Annotated in this window: 11 protein-coding genes; 10 read left to right on the top strand and 1 reads right to left on the bottom strand. The window is 33.0% G+C overall.

Translation table 11 applies throughout. The annotated features are described in order from the left end of the window. Positions 1 to 141 precede the first annotated feature (141 nt). From AAFU52_RS00320 to AAFU52_RS00310, 3 genes are all read left to right on the top strand, one after another. Positions 142 to 831: a toxin-antitoxin system YwqK family antitoxin gene (locus AAFU52_RS00320; RefSeq protein ID WP_438424603.1), complete on the top strand. Its 690-nt coding sequence runs from the start codon at positions 142 to 144 to the stop codon at positions 829 to 831. Positions 832 to 944: 113 nt separating this feature from the next. Beyond that, on the top strand, positions 945 to 2,132 hold the full coding sequence (mnmA, locus tag AAFU52_RS00315; RefSeq protein ID WP_024771220.1) for a tRNA 2-thiouridine(34) synthase MnmA: 1,188 nt from the start codon (positions 945 to 947) through the stop codon (positions 2,130 to 2,132). A 27-nt stretch (positions 2,133 to 2,159) separates the two neighbouring features. Continuing rightward, the gene (locus AAFU52_RS00310; RefSeq protein WP_024771219.1) at positions 2,160 to 3,104 is read left to right on the top strand and encodes an NAD(P)H-dependent flavin oxidoreductase; all 945 of its coding nucleotides are present in this window, start codon (positions 2,160 to 2,162) and stop codon (positions 3,102 to 3,104) included. A 9-nt stretch (positions 3,105 to 3,113) separates the two neighbouring features. Here the strand turns inward: AAFU52_RS00310 and AAFU52_RS00305 are convergent, their stop codons facing one another. Continuing rightward, complete coding sequence (locus tag AAFU52_RS00305; RefSeq protein ID WP_438424600.1) at positions 3,114 to 4,418, bottom strand: glycosyltransferase; 1,305 nt, start codon at positions 4,416 to 4,418, stop codon at positions 3,114 to 3,116. A gap of 90 nt (positions 4,419 to 4,508) precedes the next feature. On the opposite strand from AAFU52_RS00305, the gene mazG reads away from it, so the two are divergent. The 7 genes from mazG (at position 4,509) to AAFU52_RS00270 (ending at position 18,704) form a co-directional block, all read left to right on the top strand. Then, positions 4,509 to 5,282, top strand: coding sequence for a nucleoside triphosphate pyrophosphohydrolase (mazG, locus tag AAFU52_RS00300; protein WP_438424598.1), 774 nt, complete (start codon positions 4,509 to 4,511; stop codon positions 5,280 to 5,282). Between the two features lie 328 nt (positions 5,283 to 5,610). After that, on the top strand, positions 5,611 to 7,089 hold the full coding sequence (locus tag AAFU52_RS00295) for a helix-turn-helix domain-containing protein (RefSeq protein WP_438424597.1): 1,479 nt from the start codon (positions 5,611 to 5,613) through the stop codon (positions 7,087 to 7,089). Between the two features lie 571 nt (positions 7,090 to 7,660). After that, positions 7,661 to 10,666, top strand: a complete 3,006-nt coding sequence (locus AAFU52_RS00290; protein WP_438424593.1) for a SusC/RagA family TonB-linked outer membrane protein — start codon at positions 7,661 to 7,663, stop codon at positions 10,664 to 10,666. 11 nt (positions 10,667 to 10,677) lie between these two features. Further along, complete coding sequence (locus tag AAFU52_RS00285; RefSeq protein ID WP_438424591.1) at positions 10,678 to 12,033, top strand: RagB/SusD family nutrient uptake outer membrane protein; 1,356 nt, start codon at positions 10,678 to 10,680, stop codon at positions 12,031 to 12,033. 401 nt (positions 12,034 to 12,434) lie between these two features. Then, positions 12,435 to 13,871: a helix-turn-helix domain-containing protein gene (locus tag AAFU52_RS00280; RefSeq protein ID WP_438424589.1), complete on the top strand. Its 1,437-nt coding sequence runs from the start codon at positions 12,435 to 12,437 to the stop codon at positions 13,869 to 13,871. Positions 13,872 to 14,131: 260 nt separating this feature from the next. Beyond that, positions 14,132 to 17,230 (top strand): SusC/RagA family TonB-linked outer membrane protein, encoded by a 3,099-nt coding sequence (locus AAFU52_RS00275; RefSeq protein ID WP_438424587.1) that lies wholly within the window; start codon positions 14,132 to 14,134, stop codon positions 17,228 to 17,230. Positions 17,231 to 17,246: 16 nt separating this feature from the next. Continuing rightward, positions 17,247 to 18,704, top strand: a complete 1,458-nt coding sequence (locus AAFU52_RS00270) for a RagB/SusD family nutrient uptake outer membrane protein (RefSeq protein WP_438424585.1) — start codon at positions 17,247 to 17,249, stop codon at positions 18,702 to 18,704. The last annotated feature ends 338 nt before the right edge of the window (positions 18,705 to 19,042 follow it).

The raw sequence follows: 19,042 nt of genomic DNA, 5'->3' as shown, positions 1-19,042 counted from the left end.
GCTTATACATTTTAGAAAAGCTCCTTTTTTTAGGGGCTTTTTTGTGCTTTAAACTTCGTTTTTTGAATTTGATTTTATAATATTGGTATACTTTTTGGAGATTAGGTTCGTTGAAATAATGTCCCAAATTAAATAGTAGTTATGCGAAGTATATTTTTATTTTGTAGTTTATCTTTTCTTATATGTTTCTCCGCTTTAGGTCAAAAATATAATGGCTATGATGCTAATGGTAAGCGACATGGTAAATGGCAGAAAAAATATAAAGATAGTGATCAGCTTCGTTATGAAGGAACTTTTGATCACGGGAAAGAAATAGGGGAGTTTAAATTTTACAAACCTATTAATGGAGAATTTCCTACAGCAATTAAAACGTTTTCAAAAAATAATGATACTGTTAATGTGAAATATTTTACCCAAAAAGGAAAAGTAATAAGTCTGGGCCAGATGATTGGTAAAGATCATATAGGGTTATGGAAATATTACCATAATGAATCTGATAAGATCATGATGACCGAACAATACCAATCTGGAAAATTAAATGGAGAACAGCTTACTTATTTCGAAAATGGCCAGTTAACCGAGAAAGCTTCATATATCGATGGTAAACAAAACGGAAAGAGGACTATGTATTCTGATACGGGTGTGATAATAAAGGAATTTACCTATGAAAATGACCAATTACACGGAGTTACTAAGTATTATGATATAAGTGGAGTGTTGATCATCGAAGGGAGTTATAAAAGAGGTCGTAAAGATGGTATCTGGAACTACTATAAAGATGGAAAGCTCTCTGAACAAAAATTATTTCCGGTTCAAAAAAGAGGATTTTAAGATTGATATATAAAATACTGGTATAGATAAAACCATAAAGCATTGCGCTAGCATTGCTTTTTTTATTTATTACTTTTGCATAAAATTTTAAACGATTAAATAAAGCATTTTTGATGAAGAGAGTAATCGTAGGATTATCAGGAGGAGTTGATTCTAGTGTAGCAGCATATTTGCTTAAAGAGCAGGGGTATGAAGTTATTGGCTTGTTTATGAAAAACTGGCATGATGACTCGGTCACAGTATCTGATGAATGTCCTTGGCTAGATGATAGTAATGATGCATTGCTAGTAGCAGAAAAATTAGGAATTCCATTTCAGACTGTTGATCTAAGTGAAGAGTATAAAGAACGTATAGTTGATTATATGTTCAATGAATATGAAAAAGGACGTACACCTAATCCGGATGTATTATGTAATCGTGAAATTAAATTTGATGTTTTCCTAAAAATAGCATTATCTCTTGGAGCAGATTATGTGGCTACAGGTCATTATTGTAGAAAGGATACTGTTATAAAAGATGGTAAAGAAGTACATCGATTATTGGAAGGGAAAGATCCTAATAAAGATCAATCCTATTTTCTATGTCAACTATCTCAGGAGCAACTGGCAAAAACGCTTTTCCCTGTAGGTGAATTGCTGAAACCCGAAGTTAGAGATATTGCCAAAGCACAAGATTTAGTAACCGCAAATAAAAAAGATTCTCAGGGGTTATGCTTTATTGGAAAAGTTAGGTTGCCAGAATTTCTTCAGCAAAAATTACAACCAAAACAAGGAAATATTATTGAAATATCTCCTTCAGAAAAAAAATATCAGCGAGAACGCCCACAATTTGCTTCCAAAAGAGACGAATTAGAATTTTTATCTAATAAATACTCTTATGATATTAATGAAGGTAAGGTGGTAGGAAAGCATCAGGGAGCACATTATTATACTAAAGGGCAACGTAAAGGTTTGGCTGTTGGTGGTACACCAGAACCTCTTTTTGTAATAGAAACAGATGTAAATACAAACACTATTTATACTGGTCAGGGAAAAAGACATCCTGGGCTATATAGGAAAGCTTTATTTATAGCTAGAGAAGAATTACATTGGGTGAGAGACGATCTTAAGCTTGTGGTGGATGAAGAGTTGGAAGTGATGGCGAGAATTCGTTATAGACAACCGTTAGAGAAAGCTACACTATATATGGTTGATTCTGGAGTGTATGTTGTTTTTGAAAATGATCAAAGTGCAATAACCGAGGGTCAATTTGTAGCTTGGTATATCGAAGACGAATTAGTTGGGTCAGGAGTGATTTCATAAGAATTAAATTACACATATTTATATAGTATGAATAAAATTAAAGAACTATTTAATATTCAATACCCTATAATTCAAGGAGGGATGATATGGGCAAGTGGTTGGAGGTTAGCAAGCGCAGTAAGTAACTCAGGAGGATTAGGACTTATAGGATCGGGGTCTATGTATCCGGATGTGCTTAGAGATCATATTCAAAAATGTAAAAAAGCAACCAGTAAGCCTTTTGGAGTTAATATTCCAATGTTATATCCCAATTTGGATGAGATTATACAAATCATCATCGAGGAGGGCGTGAAAATAGTATTTACCTCTGCCGGAAACCCAAAAACATATACATCATATCTTAAAGAAAAAGGAATTACGGTAGTGCATGTAGTAAGTAGTCTTAAGTTTGCTTTAAAAGCGCAGGATGCGGGTGTTGATGCTGTGGTGGCAGAAGGATTTGAAGCAGGAGGGCATAATGGAAGAGATGAGACAACTACATTAGCATTGATTCCTATGGTAAAAGAAAAGATAAATATTCCTTTAATTGCAGCAGGAGGTATTGCTACAGGAGCAGCTATGTATGCCGTTATGGCGTTGGGAGCAGATGGAGTTCAGGTAGGAAGCCGTTTTGTAGCAAGTGACGAAGCATCTTCACATATCGATTTTAAAAATATGGTGGTTGAAGCAAAAGAAGGCGATACGCAGCTTACTCTAAAAGAGCTAGCACCGGTTAGAATGCTTAAAAATAAATTTTATCAAGATGTAGCAGCGTTATATGCTACTGCACCTTCGGTAGATGAGTTAAAAACATTGTTAGGGCGTGCCAGAGCAAAACGAGGTATGTTTGAAGGAGATCTTACCGAAGGAGAATTAGAGATTGGACAAGTATCAGGATTAATTCATGATATTAAACCTGTAGCCACAATACTAGAAGACATGATCAGAGAGTTTGATATTGTACACCATAAAATGAACAATATTACATTATAAAAGCCTTTTTTATTCTGAAATAAGACGGGAGATATGTTGTTCGCAGATATCTAATGTGTTATAAGAATTCATACGCTGTTGTATTTTCTGTATAGTGTCTAAATATTTATCTGTACCTAATATTCTTTCAGTTGCATTTTGTATTGTGACTGCTCGTGGTTTTTCTGTTTTTAGATCAATACCGACTCCAGAATAATCCATTCGGGAACAGATTTCATTTTTACCTTCGTTAACCCCAGCGGTAATCATTGGTACACCGTGTTTAATACTTAGTAAAGCACTGCCATATCCTCCATTCATGATAAAGACATCTATATGTGGCATTACAGCATCATAGGCTATGAAATCTTCGATATAAAAATGCTGCTGAGGGTATCGTTTTTGTAAACCTTTAGTGTCGGTATAACCAGTAGCTACCAGTACTATGTAATCTGAGTCTTTAAAAGCTTCTAAAGAAGGAATAATAAGCTTGTCAAGATTTTTTTCTACGGTTCCCTGAGATACTAATATGATTTTTTTTGACGTATCTAAAATAGCACTCCAGTCCTTTTTTAACTTTTGATTGTTGTTATTGTTGGTCTGTACTTGTAGTGCTCCAACGTATTTTATGGATTCGGGAAGACTATACCTTGGATAATCGATCTCAGGAATTCCGTTTTGCAAAAAAACATCCGATTGTAATGGAGCTACATCAAAAATAGTTAGATTTTCTTCTTCGGATAAATCCAATGAGCGTAATAATTGATTATATACTACTTTTGTTTCATCAAAAATGAGTTTATCTGCCATTAGTTTTATAAAGTTCTGTTTTCTCTTACCGAAAAAAGTTGTGGCAGGCTGATGACCAATGCCGTATAATGGAAGATCAGGTGCAGAAAGTGCTAAAGGCACAACTCCTATACTAGCAATTGGGATATTAAGTTTTTTCTTAACAATAGACCCGGGAAAAGTGTTGTCACATACCAAAATATCAAACGGAAAAACTTGATGTATCTCTGCGATATCTTCATAGTACCCTTTCATTCTATTAATAAACAGATTAATAATATCGAACTTAATATGTGCGATTCCTTTTAGCATTTTTCGATCTGGATACATTTTATCTATCTCCTCAATTTTAAGCTCCTGCGCATTTTGGAACGGTAAATAAGGTATCCCTATTCTGTGTAGTGTGTTTTTATAACCCTCCCCAGTATACCATCTTACATCATACCCTTTTGTTTTTAGATGAATAGCTATAGCTGTCATAGGATTAAAATGACCGTCTGCAGGTATACAAGCGAAAAGAATTTTTTTTTGGGACATTCGTGTCATTAAGATACGTTTTTTAGAGAGGTAAAATTATAATATATTAAAACTAAACCTAATTTTTGATAAAACATTACTTTTGAAATAAAAACATAAATGAACTCAAGAGAAGATCAACTTCAGGCTTTTGACAGATTGCTAACTATCATGGATGAGCTTCGAGAGCAATGCCCATGGGATAAAAAACAAACGCTTCAGTCTTTGAGGCATTTAACTATAGAAGAGACATATGAGCTGGGTGATGCAATTCTGGATAATGACCTTGAAGAAGTGAAAAAAGAGCTTGGTGATTTATTATTGCATATCATTTTTTATGCTAAAATCGGTAGTGAGACAAAAGCTTTTGATATTGCAGATGTTGCTAATGAGATTTGTGAAAAACTAATTCATAGACACCCTCATATTTATGGAGATGTTACCGTTATCGATGAAGAAGATGTAAAACGTAATTGGGAAAATTTAAAACTTAAAGAAGGAAAAAATAGCGTTCTCGAAGGAGTTCCTCAATCTTTACCAGCAATGGTAAAGGCAAGTAGGATTCAGGATAAAGTAGCTGGAGTAGGGTTTGACTGGGAAGAACCTTACCAGGTATTTGATAAGCTTAAAGAAGAACTTGACGAATTACAACACGAAATCGAAGTACAGGATCAGGATAAAATAGAATCAGAATTTGGAGATGTTCTTTTTTCTATGATTAATTATGCCCGTTTTCTTAAGGTAAACCCAGAAGATTCGTTAGAGCGTACTAATAAAAAGTTTATAAAACGGTTTCAGTATCTGGAGTCAAAAGCAAAAGAAAATAATAAAAGCCTTGAGGATATGACACTTGACGAAATGGATGTTTTTTGGGAAGAAGCAAAAAAGCGATAACTATTGCGTATAGTCGATTTAAAAATCATCTAATCTCATATTCTGATTAAATTTTCTTATTTTATATTTTGAAACATAATAATAGCTGAGTTTTTTATAAAAAATAGATTTAAAAATACTGTTTTTGTGTCTCTGTTTTATGGTTTTTACTTATTTTATATTATTTTTTATTACCTCGGAAAGCCTATAAACATTGGTTTTTTTGGTAAAATATTATCGGGACTCTCTTCTGTAACAATTTTTTAACAGAAAGAAATCGTAAATTAGGCGTTAAATTCATCATCAATCAATCGTGAGGCTAACTCAAAGAAAAACAATATTAACATGCTTGTTTTTCATTCTTATTTTATCCATCCCTTCAAAGGGATATTGTTTCTTTATTGAAACAAGTGAGAAAAATGAGGATGCGGAATCTTATAAGCTGTCATTTTCTAATAGAACAGATTTTGTAGTAGCTACAGAGACTGATCAAGCCATAGTAAAAGAAAAAGTAGTAGACTCTACTGGTATATTCAAAGAATTAGCATTCACTTATGCTAAAATTGACCAGCCAAAATTAGCTTGTAAATTTATTGAAAAATATATTGAATCTACTCTTGATGTTACCTTTGTTAGTCATAGTAATTTTGATCAAATAAGTACCTCAGAACTTCATAAGGAACTCGCAGGTAAGTATTTAAAACAATTTGGTTGGTTAGCTATCTTCTGTTTTTATATTTCCTTTGTAGGTTTTTTTATAGCCATTGTATTAAATTTTCGTAGAGGTACGGATAAAACAGCCAGTTTTTTGATGAGTATTTTTGTACTCCTTAATTCATGCTTTATGGCCCATTTGGGGTTATATTTTATGAATTATGAATATTATTGGCCGCATACATTGTTTATGTTTTCTACGTTTGGGTTATTATACGGCCCTATTATATATTTTTATTTTAAGAGAGCATCACAAAACTATAGATTAAAGCCTCTGGATCTATTACATTTAGTGCCTACCGTATTCCTGATAATTTTGTTATTACCTGTTTATTTATTACCTGCAGAAGAAAAACTTAGAATGGTAATCCATTATGAAAGGCCATATCTTACTTTAATTTCGGTTTCTAAGCTATTATCATTGTTAATTTATGGAGTTTTAATGGTTAAGGTTCACATTCAGACTGTTAAAAAGGGGCTTTATTTTTCTAAAAATTTACTCAACTGGCAACGGAATATTATGATATTTTGTGGCATATATATATTGTCATATGCTATATACGGTTTTTTAAATGTATTGCATCTGGGTAGTGGATTTTTGTTTAATATGCAGGTAATCTCGTTGGCAGGTATGGTGCTGTATGTTAGCTATTCTGCATTTGTTCAACCTTCACTATTTGGAAAACTAAGAATAGTAAAATCGGAAGAAGAAGAAAGAGAACCAAAAAATAAAAATAATAAATACGAAAAATCGGGACTAACAGCCAGTTTGTCATTGGAACTTAAGGTGAAGTTGTTGTATTTATTAAAAGAAGACAAGATTTATAAGCAAAATGATATTACACTTCATGGAGTTTCACTATTGCTAGATACTACAAGACACAATACTTCTCAGATTATAAATGAACATTTTGGACTTAATTTTTTCGAATTAATTAATAAATATCGAATAGAAGAGGCTAAAGAGATTTTAAAAGGAGAAAGATATAAAGGTTTTAATATCATTGATGTAGCCTATGAAGTAGGCTTTAATAACAAAGTTACTTTTAATAAATCATTTAAAAAGTATAACCAAATTACTCCCTCAGAATATTTAAAGCGATTTGTTGCATAGTGAAGTATCTTTGGCAAAAGATAAATTCTTTTCTTTTGAGACGTACGCTTTTCTCTATCCTAATTATAGATCTCTTTGTTTAAAAAAAACAGCAGTATATATTGCAAAATCATTTCATTATTTGGAATCAAAAAAAGAAAATAATATATCTATCGTTGGCGTGAATATTTTCTCAGAAAGTTAAACAGTGGAGTTTATTTTTTAAAATCTGTCATTTTGTGCATTTTTTTAGATCAGATGATTTATTATTTCTCAAATTTTATTAAATATTGATTTTTTACTTGTAAGAAAACATGGTTTTTAAACTGAAAATGTGATCTAGGTGGTTGGTTTTGGTATTTAAATCACTTTTAATACATAGTGTCTTTTTAAAAAATTAAGGATTGTTAATAAACAATGCTTATATTTATGATATCATAAATAAAAGAATAGATAGATTGAGTATATGTTATTTTTTTATGAAATTTTATTGGAATTCGTAAAAGCGTAAGCGTAATCATACACATAATTCTTTTCTTCCTCTTATGATAAAACTAACTATTTAAGTTTAATCTTTTTAAAAATTCTATTTATGAGGTTACATCATTACAAACTATTTATGCTCGCTTTTTTAATATCGGGCATGATGTGTGCTCAACAACAAATTTCTGGAATAGTTCAGGGAGAAGGAGGGCTACCATTACCTGGGGTTAACATTTTGATACAAGGTAAATCTACAGGTACACAGACAGATTTTGACGGACAATACACAATTAATGCCGAGACAGGCGAAGTACTTGTGTATTCGTATTTAGGTTTTGTTACACAGCAGGTAACTGTATCGGGACAAAATGAAATTAATGTAGTACTGCAGGAAGATGTTAGTGCTTTAGAAGAAGTAGTTGTGGTTGGGTTTGGTACACAATCAAGAAGAAAGATTACTGCTAATATTGCTTCTATTTCAGCGAATCAAATAAACGAGATTCCAACTCCAAGTGTTCAAAGTGCATTAACAGGTAAAGCTGCAGGTGTACAAGTAACGCAGATAAATGGTAAGGTTGAAGGGGGTATCAAGGTTCGGGTAAGAGGTATTTCGACTATATCTTCTTCTCAGGAGCCGCTCTATGTTATAGATGGTATTCCTATTACTAACAATGATGAATCTATCAATGATTCACCTATAAATCCATTAATCGCTTTAAATCCCAATGATATTGCATCTATTGATATTCTTAAGGATGCATCATCTGCTGCGATTTATGGAGCTAGAGGTACAAATGGAGTTATTATTATTACTACGAAACAAGGAAAACGAGGGAAAACTAAAGTTTCTATAAACTCATCGTATGGTATTAGTGAAGCTACCAATACAAGAGATTGGTTGAATGCTAACCAATATGTAGAGTTAATGACAGAATCCGCTTTAAATAATGGATTTTCACAGGCTTTTATCGATGGTCAATTTGATTTTTATGCAAATGGTTTAGATTGGAGAAATGGTGAGGTGGATACCGATTGGCAAGAATTGGCCTTGGTAGATGGTTCAATTCAGGATTTTGGAGTATCTATATCAGGAGGTGGAGAAAAAACACGATTCTTTATTTCTACATCGTATAATAACACAGATGGTATTATAAGAGGAAACCAGTTAGAACGATATTCGTTTAGATCGAATCTGGATCATGATATATCAAGCAAATTTAAAGCGGGAACAAATACTACAGTATCAAAATCGGTAATCGATAGGATTTCTAATGATAATGCTTTTGCAACTCCGCTTCAAGCTATTGCACAAACACCATTATCACCAGCTTATTTGGCAGATGGGACAACTCCAAACACAGAAAGTACAGAATATTATAATTTCTTAATGCAAGAATTCAACGGTAGTTTTAAAACTAATGTATGGAGAGTGTTGGCGAATACTTATTTACAATATCAAATAATTCCTGAATTAAATTTTAGAACAGAAGTCGGGTATGATTTTTTATCTCAAGTAGCAGAGCGTTTTTCAGGAAGTCTTACAGAATCAGCTTCTGTAGGTGGTTTTGGTACAGCTAATGCCGTGCAGACTGAAAAATATAATTTGAATAATTATTTTACTTATAATCAGGTTTTTAACGATATTTTTGATGTAGAAGGTACTGTTGGTATGAGTTATGAAGATAGCGTTAGAAGGTTACAATTTGCACAGGGCCAAGGGTTCCCTTCTGATGATTTGCAAACATTAGATAGTGCTGCAGAAATTACAGCTGGAGGATCGAATCGTACACGATTTAATTTTCTATCCTATTTTGGTAGGGCCACATTAGCAATCTCTGATAAGTATCTGTTTAAAGCTAGTATTCGTTATGATGGTTCTTCAAGATTTGGAGAGGATAATAGATTTGGTTGGTTCCCTGCTGCATCAGTAGGATGGATAGTTTCAGAAGAAGAATTCCTTAAAAATTCAGAAGTGCTCTCTCTATTCAAAATCAGAGGAAGTTGGGGAGTTACCGGTAATGCCGGAATCGGAAACTTTGCAAGTTTAAGTCTGTTTCAGGGGTCTCCTTATAATCAAAGAGCTGGATTGGCACCAACTCAACTAGGAAACCCAAGTCTTAAATGGGAAAGAACCACACAGGTAGATTTGGGGCTTGATTATGGTTTTTTAAATGGTAGGATATCTGGAGAGATTGATTATTATGTAAAGGACACAGAAGATTTATTATTAGATGAACCTGTACCGGGTACATCTGGTTTTACAACTATTACCAGAAATATTGGAGAACTTCGTAATAAAGGTTTTGAATTTGTGTTAAATACAAAGAATATTGTTACCCAAAATCTTACCTGGAGCACTTCAATTAATCTATCTACAAATGATAATGAAGTTATTGCGCTTCCTGGTGGAGATATTATAGCTGGTAGAAATATTGTAAGAAAAGGTGAGTCTATTTCTTCTTTTTATGTGGTAGAATTTGCAGGAGCAGATCCTGCAAATGGAGATGCTTTGTTCGTTAGAAACACGGTAAACGCTGATGGTTCAATTGATAGAAGTACAACTAATAATTTTAATGAAGCTGATAGAATTATTGCAGGAAGTCCATTTCCAGATTTTACTGCAGGGATGACTAATACTGTTTCATACAAAGGAATTGACTTTTCATTTACTTTTCAGGGAGAATGGGGAGCTTCGATATACAATAATGGTGGTAGATTTCAATCAGGAAATGCAAGGTTTTTTGATAACCAAACTGTTGACCAGTTAGACAGATGGCAGCAACCAGGTGATATCACTAATGTTCCGCAGGCGAGATTATTTTCTACCAATGGGCAACAAGCTTCGACAAGATATTTACAAGAATCTGATTTCATAAGATTAAGAAACTTAACGCTTGGATATACAATACCTGGAGATATTACAAGAAAATTCCAAATGAACAGAGTTAGAATCTATTTTTCAGGATTTAATTTATTAACCTTTACCGATTACGATGGTTATGATCCTGAATCTACAGCTGATTTTAATGCTGATACTGATGCGCAAGCTGGAGAAGCATTTTATTCTGCTCCACCAGCCAAAACATACACATTAGGAATAAATATTGATTTTTAAATCTATATACTATGAAAACATTAAAATATATACTACACCTATCATATTTCTTACTGGCCATTTTTATAATAGGTTGTGAAGATAATTTGGAGTTAGAGCCAGAACAAAGTTTATTACCTGAAGTTGCAACTTCTAATCCTGCTAATGTACAAAATATATTGACAGGGATTTATGATGAAGCCGGACAAACAGTGTCTTATGGTGGGAGAATAAATATGGCATCAGAACTATTAGCAAATAATGGAGATCTTTCCTGGAACGGAACCTTTGAACAACCGGCACAGTTGATCGAAAAACAATTGGTGCCAGATAATACTTTTGTTAGAGATTATTGGTTAAATGCATATGAGGTAAGTAATCAGGCAAATATAGTACTTGATAATCTAAGCGTTTTTGAAGAAGATGCTGATCGTAACAGGGTCGAGGGAGAAGCTAAGTTTTTAAGAGGGCTAGCCTATTTTGATCTTACCAGATTATTTGGACAAACCTATGCAGCTGGTGGAGGTAATACACAGTTGGGAGTTCCAATTGTATTAAAAGCGGTTTTGGATCCAAGCGAAGTTACTTTTCCTCAAAGAGAAACTGTAGAAGAAGGGTATACTCAGGTTATATCCGATCTTGGTCAAGCCTATAATTTACTTCCGGATAGTAATGGTGAATTTGCTGATAAATATGCTGCTCAAGCCTTATTAGCAAGAGTGTATTTGCAACAAGGAAATTATGCCGCTGCAAGAGATGCTGCAGACGATGTGTTACAGAATAGTGGTCATTCTCTTGTAGGTACATATGCAGGAGCATTTAATAATGACGGAAATTCTACCGAAGATATTTTTGCATGGCAAGTTACAAGTCAGGATGGTGTTAATGATATGAATACTTTTTGGGCGACAAGAGCTTTTGGAGGAAGATCAAATAGTGCAGATATATCGGTTAACGCTTCTTTCATGACAATTTTTGATGATCCGGATGATGTTAGGGGCCAGTTTTTCTATAATGGAGGTACTGTTTCGACCAAGTGGCAATCTCAATTTGCAAACATTCCTTTTTTACGTGTTGCAGAAATGCATTTAATTAGAGCAGAAGCTAATTTTAGATTAACAACTACTATTGGTATGGCACCTTTAGCCGAAATTAATGCACTAAGAGCTAGGTCAAATGCTGATCCTTTAGCTGCACTCACACTGCAGGATATTATTGATGAAAGAAAAAGAGAACTTGCTTTTGAAGGGTTTGCTTTACATGATATAAAACGTCTTCAAGGTGTTGTGGGAACATTAAATTATGATGATAATTTTCTGGTTATGCCAATTCCTCAAAGAGAAAGAGATGCTAATCCTGATGGTTTACCACAAAACCCAGGATATTAAACTAACTTTTTAATATGAATACTACTCTTAATTTTTTATGAGTAAAATTGCCCACCAATATTATTGGCGGGCAATTTAATTTCTACACTTTTTTGATGAGTATTTCAAGACTTCTTCTTGTTCTTCAAAATAAAATCGATAACTTAAAAAAAAAAGAAAAGTAAATAGGTTTTTACTAGTATAGATGTTGTTAGTAAAGATGGTCTTAATCCTAAAGTTTTTTACATACTAGAATGTAATTTTTACGAGTTTAGACCGACTATATATAATAATTAGGTTTTAAAAAAAGATATTGTACCATATTGATCATAATTATCCTAAGAATAATTATGCGGCTAACTCAGAAAACACAAAGATCAATTCTAATATTGATTGTCCTAGTTTTATTTATTTCTTCAAAAATGTATTGTTATGAAAAAGAAATAAATATAAAAAATAAGGACACTAGTGAGTATGGCTATTTATTTTCTACCAATAGTTATGAGTTAAAGGCGTATAAATTGGACTCAGAATCCTACCAAGAAGTACTAAAAGAAAAAAATGTTGATTCGATAGCTTTATTTAAGGAGCTAGCATTTTCTTATGCTAAAGCTAATAAAGCAAAATTGGCTTGTCGATATATAGAAAAGTATATACAAATAAGCCTTGATGTCTCTTTTGTAAGCCATAGTGATTTTGACCCAATTATTGATTCCGATTCCTATATTCGATTAGTAGATAAATATCATCAGAAATTTGATTTCTGGTGGTTACTTTCTTTGTACGTTGGGTTTGTAGGTGTATTTATTTCAGTAGTACTAAATTTTAGAAAGCGCTCAGACAAAATTGCTAATTTCCTAATGAGTGTTTTTTTATTTCAACATTCAATTTTTATAATTAATATCAGTTTATTACCTACAAATTATGAATTCTATTTTCCACATTCATTATATCTGTCGACATTGTTTTCTTTTTTGTATGGGCCACTTATTTATTTTTATTTTAAAAGAGTAATTATAAAATATAGGTTTATGCCTATAGATTTACTGCATTTGATACCAACACTGTTACTTCTCTTTTTATTACTCCCAGTATATAACTTATCTGTAGAAGAGAAATTGTGGATGATGTTAAATGATAAACGCCCATATATAACCATAATATCAGATTCTAAGCTTTTGTCATTATTAATATATATGATTTTGGTGATAAGAATATATGTTAAATCGGTTAAGAATAATAGAGTTATTTCCAGAATACAACATCACTGGCATAGAAATATTATTATATTATGCTCACTACATATAATTTCGTATGTCTTTTATGATATTCTTATGATAAGGCGTGTAACAGATGATTTGCCAATTAATTTTCAAATCCTGTCAATTGCATTGTTGATTTTATATATCAGTTATACTGCATTTGTTGAGCCTAGCGTGTTTAGTGGACTAAAAATGATTAAGGATGAAGTACACAAAGGGTTAAATAAATATAAAAAATCGGGGCTTACAGAACAACTTTCACTAGAGTTAAAAGAAAAACTATTGGAGTTATTGGATCAAGATAAAATATATCGAAAAAATGATATAAGTCTTCAAAAGCTTTCAGAATTACTTAATACTACAAGGCATAATACTTCTCAAATTATAAATGAACACTTCAATCTTAACTTTTTTGAGTTGATTAATAGGTATAGAATCGAAGAAGCAAAAAAAATTTTAAAAGGTAAGCAATATCAATATGAGAATATCAATATCATTGATGTGGCTTATGAGGTTGGTTTTAATAACAAAGTGACTTTCAATAAATCATTCAAGAAATACAATCGAATTACACCATCAGAATACGTTAAATCCTAAAGGTAAAGGGGTTCGCGTACGGGTAAACTTTCTCCGGTTAAGGGTAAAAGCTTATAGGGGTTACCTTTCTTCATGCCTGTAAAATGTTTCTTTGGGCTATAATCATAAACAGGGAGGATGAATGTATTATTTCCATTTAAACTTTGTTCAAGTTTTGTGAGAGTAAATTTGAGTTAGCCATCAAAATATTCTAATCCTTCCTTTTATGGTTATATCTAATAACTATGTTAAGTATTAATTTTTTGAAAACTTTTTTATCTATGAAAGTACATTATTACAAGTTTCTAATGTTATTTTTCTTTGTGTGTAGTATTACATTCGCGCAAGGAGAAAGCGTGTCGGGAACAGTTACAGATGATAAGGGATTACCTCTTCCGGGAGTAAATGTCCTTATTAAGAATACAAATAACGGAACTCAAACTGATTTTGATGGAAATTACACAATCTCTGCTAGTAGAGGTGCTGTAATTTCTTTTAGTTATGTTGGTTTTGAGACCAAAGACGTTGTAGTTGGTCAAAATACTACTATAAATATTCAGTTAGCTACTTCTGCTGCCGAATTAGAAGAAGTTGTTGTTACTGCATATGGTGTTTCTAGAAGATCAAATGTGACTTCTGCGATATCAACAGTAGGTGCGCAAGATTTACAAGATTTTGTACCTTCTACCAGTATTGATAATATTCTTCAGGGTCAAGCCGCTGGTGTGCAGGTTACTGCTGCAAATGGACGACCAGGGAATACTGCATTTGTTCAAATACGTGGTGTTGGTTCAATTAATGCTAGTACAACTCCTCTCTATGTAATAGATGGAGTTCCTATTCCTATTACTGATAATTCAACAACTAACAATATTAACCCATTAGGAAACTTAAATCCTAATGACATAGAATCTCTATCTATACTTAAAGATGCTGCTTCAGCTTCTAAATATGGTTCTAGAGGAGCAAATGGTGTAGTATTGATTACTACCAAGAAAGGTAAAAAAGGAGAAGCTAAAATTAAATTTATTTCTTCTTATGGTTTTGGAGAACGTATTCCAGATTCTTTTGATTTAATGAATGCAGCTCAGAAGCTAGAGATAGAGCGTCAATATGCTGCTTTAAGAAACCCAGATGGGAGTATTGGAGTAGGTGCTGCACAAAGTTTACCTGGTGCTACAGCTACTACTCCTGAGCAACGCCAGGCATTTATTAATTTGGATACAAATTGGGAAGATGAGCTTTTAAGAAAATCAGTAATCCAATCTAATTCTTTATCTATATCTGGTGCTGGTGATCGTTTAAGCTATTTTTTCTCGCTTGGATATAACAAGGATACTGGTGTAATTGATAGAATTAAAGGTTTCGAGCGAATTACAGCTCGTTTAAATACTACGTATCAAGCAAAGGATTGGCTTAGTGTAGATGCTAATGTTTCTTTTGCCAGAAGTACTACAGATCTTCCTAGAGATAGAAACAATGTTCAGAATCCATTTAGAGGAATGTATGATTATAATCCTTATGATCCACTTTTTTCTAGAGATACAGATGGGAGTATTTTGTTAGATTCTCAAGGAAATCCAGTATATAACCCAACAACTACAGGTTTTCCGATTGCTTTAGCTTTACAAACAGAGCCAGAAAACAATCGTAACTTTTTAATTTTAGGTAACGTAGCTGCAGATCTTACGCTGTCAGATAAATTTTCAAATCGTTTCGCTGTTGGACTTGTAAGTAATCGTTTTAACAGAACAAATAGATCAATTGCAGGAGGAGTATTACAAGGATTTATCGGAGATGCTAATTTCCCTGGAACTCAGACTGAAAATTTTGCCCTTGATTTTGAATATAATGTATCGAACTTATTTAGCTATAATGATACTTTTAATGACCTACACAATGTATCTGCTAGTTTCTTATTAGAATATAACGAAAATATCAGAACAGATTTATTTGCAACAGCAAGAGGGTTTCCTTCTCCAGATATTCCATATTTAGATGTTGCTGCAGAAGCTACAGCTGCTGGATCTGAAGAAGATAGAAGAATTTTATTCTCTCAGGCAGTATTTGCAGATTATGATTTTGATGGTAGATATATTGTTTCTGCTTCGGTTAGACGTGATGGATCTTCTAGATTCGGACCAGATAATAAATATGGTACCTTTGTTAGTGGAAGTTTAGCTTGGAATATAGCTAAAGAAAGTTTTATGGATGATTCATTTTTTAATGACTTAAGACTTCGTGCTTCTTACGGAACAGCAGGTAACCAGAATATTCCGAATTTCCAATTTTTACCTGTACTAGGGTTTAATAATACGTATAACGGTCAGACAACAGCTGTACCTTTAAGAGCACCAAACCCAGCTATTCAGTGGGAGTCTCAAGCTATTCTTGATATTGGTTTAGAATATGCTTTCTTTAACAATAGAATTAGTGGTGTGGTAGATTACTTTAAGAAGACTTCGAAAGATCTTCTTCTTAACAGACCTATTTCTTTTACAGTTGGAGATGAGGATAATGCAATTTTCCAGAATATTGGTGAGGTAGAAAATAGTGGTTTTGAAATTACTTTAAATGCAGATGTAATAAGAACAGATAACTTCCTTTTATCTATGGGAGGAAATATTACACTGTTAGATACAAAAGTTAATAAACTGATCAATAGTCAGGATATCGTTACAGGGACATTTAATAATATTATTCTTAGAGAAGGTCAGGATATCAATTCTTTCTATCTAGTAGAGTATGCTGGAGTGAATCCTGCTAATGGTGCACCACAATATGTAGATCTTGATGGAAATGTTACAGAAACATACAGTGATAGTTTTCAGAAAATTCAGGAAGGAAAATCTCCAATAGCTAAGTATGAAGGAGGTTTTTATACTTCTGTAAAGTATAAAGGATTTGGTTTAAGAGGAGACTTTGTATATAGAGGAGGGAATTATATTTTAAATAATCAGCGAGCTCAAGGAGTTTTTATAGGAAACATTGATAGTAACCTAAGAACAGAAACTTTTAATTACTGGAGACAACCAGGAGATACAAATGTATTGCCTAGCCCATTATTTCAAGATACTGCGGATCAGGCAGGAACAACGAGATTCTTAGAGAAAGGTGATTTTATTAGATTAAGAACATTAACTCTTGATTATAATATGCCTAGAAAGTTCTTAGATGTTATAAAATTAGAGTCTCTTAGACTTTTTGTTACTGGTCAGAATATTTGGACAATAACAGATTATAATGGTGATCCAGAAATCGGTATAGGTTCTGCCGAATCAGGAGATCAAGGAAATGCAGGCTTTGTTCCTGGAGAGTTTAGTTTGTTTAGTTACCCACAAACGAGATCTTACACGTTTGGAGTTGAAGTAGGATTTTAATTAAAAAAAAAGAGAGATGAACAATAAAATTTATATAGTAGTTATTTTATTTCTATCGTTAGGGTTTTTTGCCTGCGACGATGAATTAGATAATGCGCAACCTTTTACAGAAGGTAATCCAAATACTTTCTTTAATAGCCCAGCCGCTTTTCAAAACGGTGTAGATGGTATTTATCGACAGTTATGGCTTTATTATTCTAGCCCTAACTCTGGTTTACAGGGCATTCCAGATATAGTTTCTGATAATGTAATACAGGCGCAAACAGGTAGGAAATCTAATGATAATTATTATGACCTTAGATATGTAGCTAGTACTCTTGGTCCTATTCCATTATATTGGAGTGAAGCCTATGAAGCGGTTAATGTAGCGAATTTGGTAATAGGCCAAATAGATAACCTTAATGATGGTCCTGAAAAGAATAATATCCTCGGACAGGCATTAGCTGCAAGAGCCTGGGCACACTTTGATTTGGCAAGAATCTTTGGTAAAATCCCAACGCAAAGTGGTGACGCTAATGGTTCTTTAGGTGCTGTATACCTTAAGGTAGAAGATGGAGATACAGGTGATCCTTTTGCACAGCCTGCAAGAGAAACTGTAGGGGCAAATTATGCTGAAATTATTGGTGATTTAGAGCGAGCGAGCACATTAATTGGTGATGATAATGGAGAAGGAAGATTAAATAAAAATGGAGTAAATGCATTATTATCCAGAGTATATTTATACAATGGAGAATATCAAAAAGTTATAGATGCAGCTAATGCAGTTTCTGGTACTTTGGCAACTGCTGCTGAACTTCCTGATGTATATATCGATAAAACTAATGCTGGTGTAGTGATAGAACTTTCTATTAATACTACCTCAGAATCTAATGGTAATAATGTAGGGGTTCTTTATAGTCAATCTTCTAGTTCTGGAACTATTTCAGAATATGTACTTGATTTTGATTTCTTCAATAGTATTGATGCTAATGATGTAAGAAAAGATATTTTACAATTTGTAGGAACTAATCAAGGTAATGACTACAATGCAATCAAAAAGTTTTTAGGAGAAGAAGGTCAGGTTAATGGTTTAGTAGATGTAAAAGTACTTCGTTATGCAGAAGTTCTTTTAAATAAAGCTGAAGCTCAATTTGAACTAGGTCAGGGAGCTCAGGCATTAACTACTTTAGATCAGTTAAGAAATGAGCGCTTTACTTCCTTTACAGGAGGAGAAACAGGAGCAGCTCTTGAAGACGCTATCCAATTTAACAGAAGAGTTGAATTAGCTTGTGAAGGTCATAGATTTTTTGATCTTAAAAGAAGAGGAGAGAGTATAACAAGAAATGCTACTGCAGGAGATATTATTGATGGTACAGGAACAGCTCCTGAAGCTCCAACTCTTACTGCAGGAGATTTTAGATTTCAGTTTCCTATCCCAACAGCAGAGATTAATGCAAATCCAACTATGGCTGGACAACAGAATCCAGGTTATTAATTGGAAATACACTGTTTGTTAAATAAACAAACATTTTAAACAAAATTACCCGTCAACTCTTAAAGTTGACGGGTAATTTATTTTTTGAACTTATCTATTTAACTTTTTGATTCGACCAAAAAAGAAAGATGTTTTTATATGAATCTATAAAAGTCGAGATAAATTTCTATAAGACACTTCTAAAGTTTTATATCACAACTTAAACCAGTAGAATAAGAAAATGCATATGTAGAATCATTTGTTTCATTTTGAAGCAATTGATGGCTCTTTTTCTATACTGAAAGAAAGAAAATGCTAAAGGAATGTAATACGAATGTATTCGTTTCTATATTTCCAGA

The sequence above is a fragment of the Aquimarina macrocephali genome (assembly GCF_051627225.1).
Lineage (GTDB): Bacteria > Bacteroidota > Bacteroidia > Flavobacteriales > Flavobacteriaceae > Aquimarina > Aquimarina macrocephali.
The sequence above is the reverse complement of the archived record's forward strand: the minus strand, read 5'-3'. Positions and strand labels throughout refer to the sequence as shown.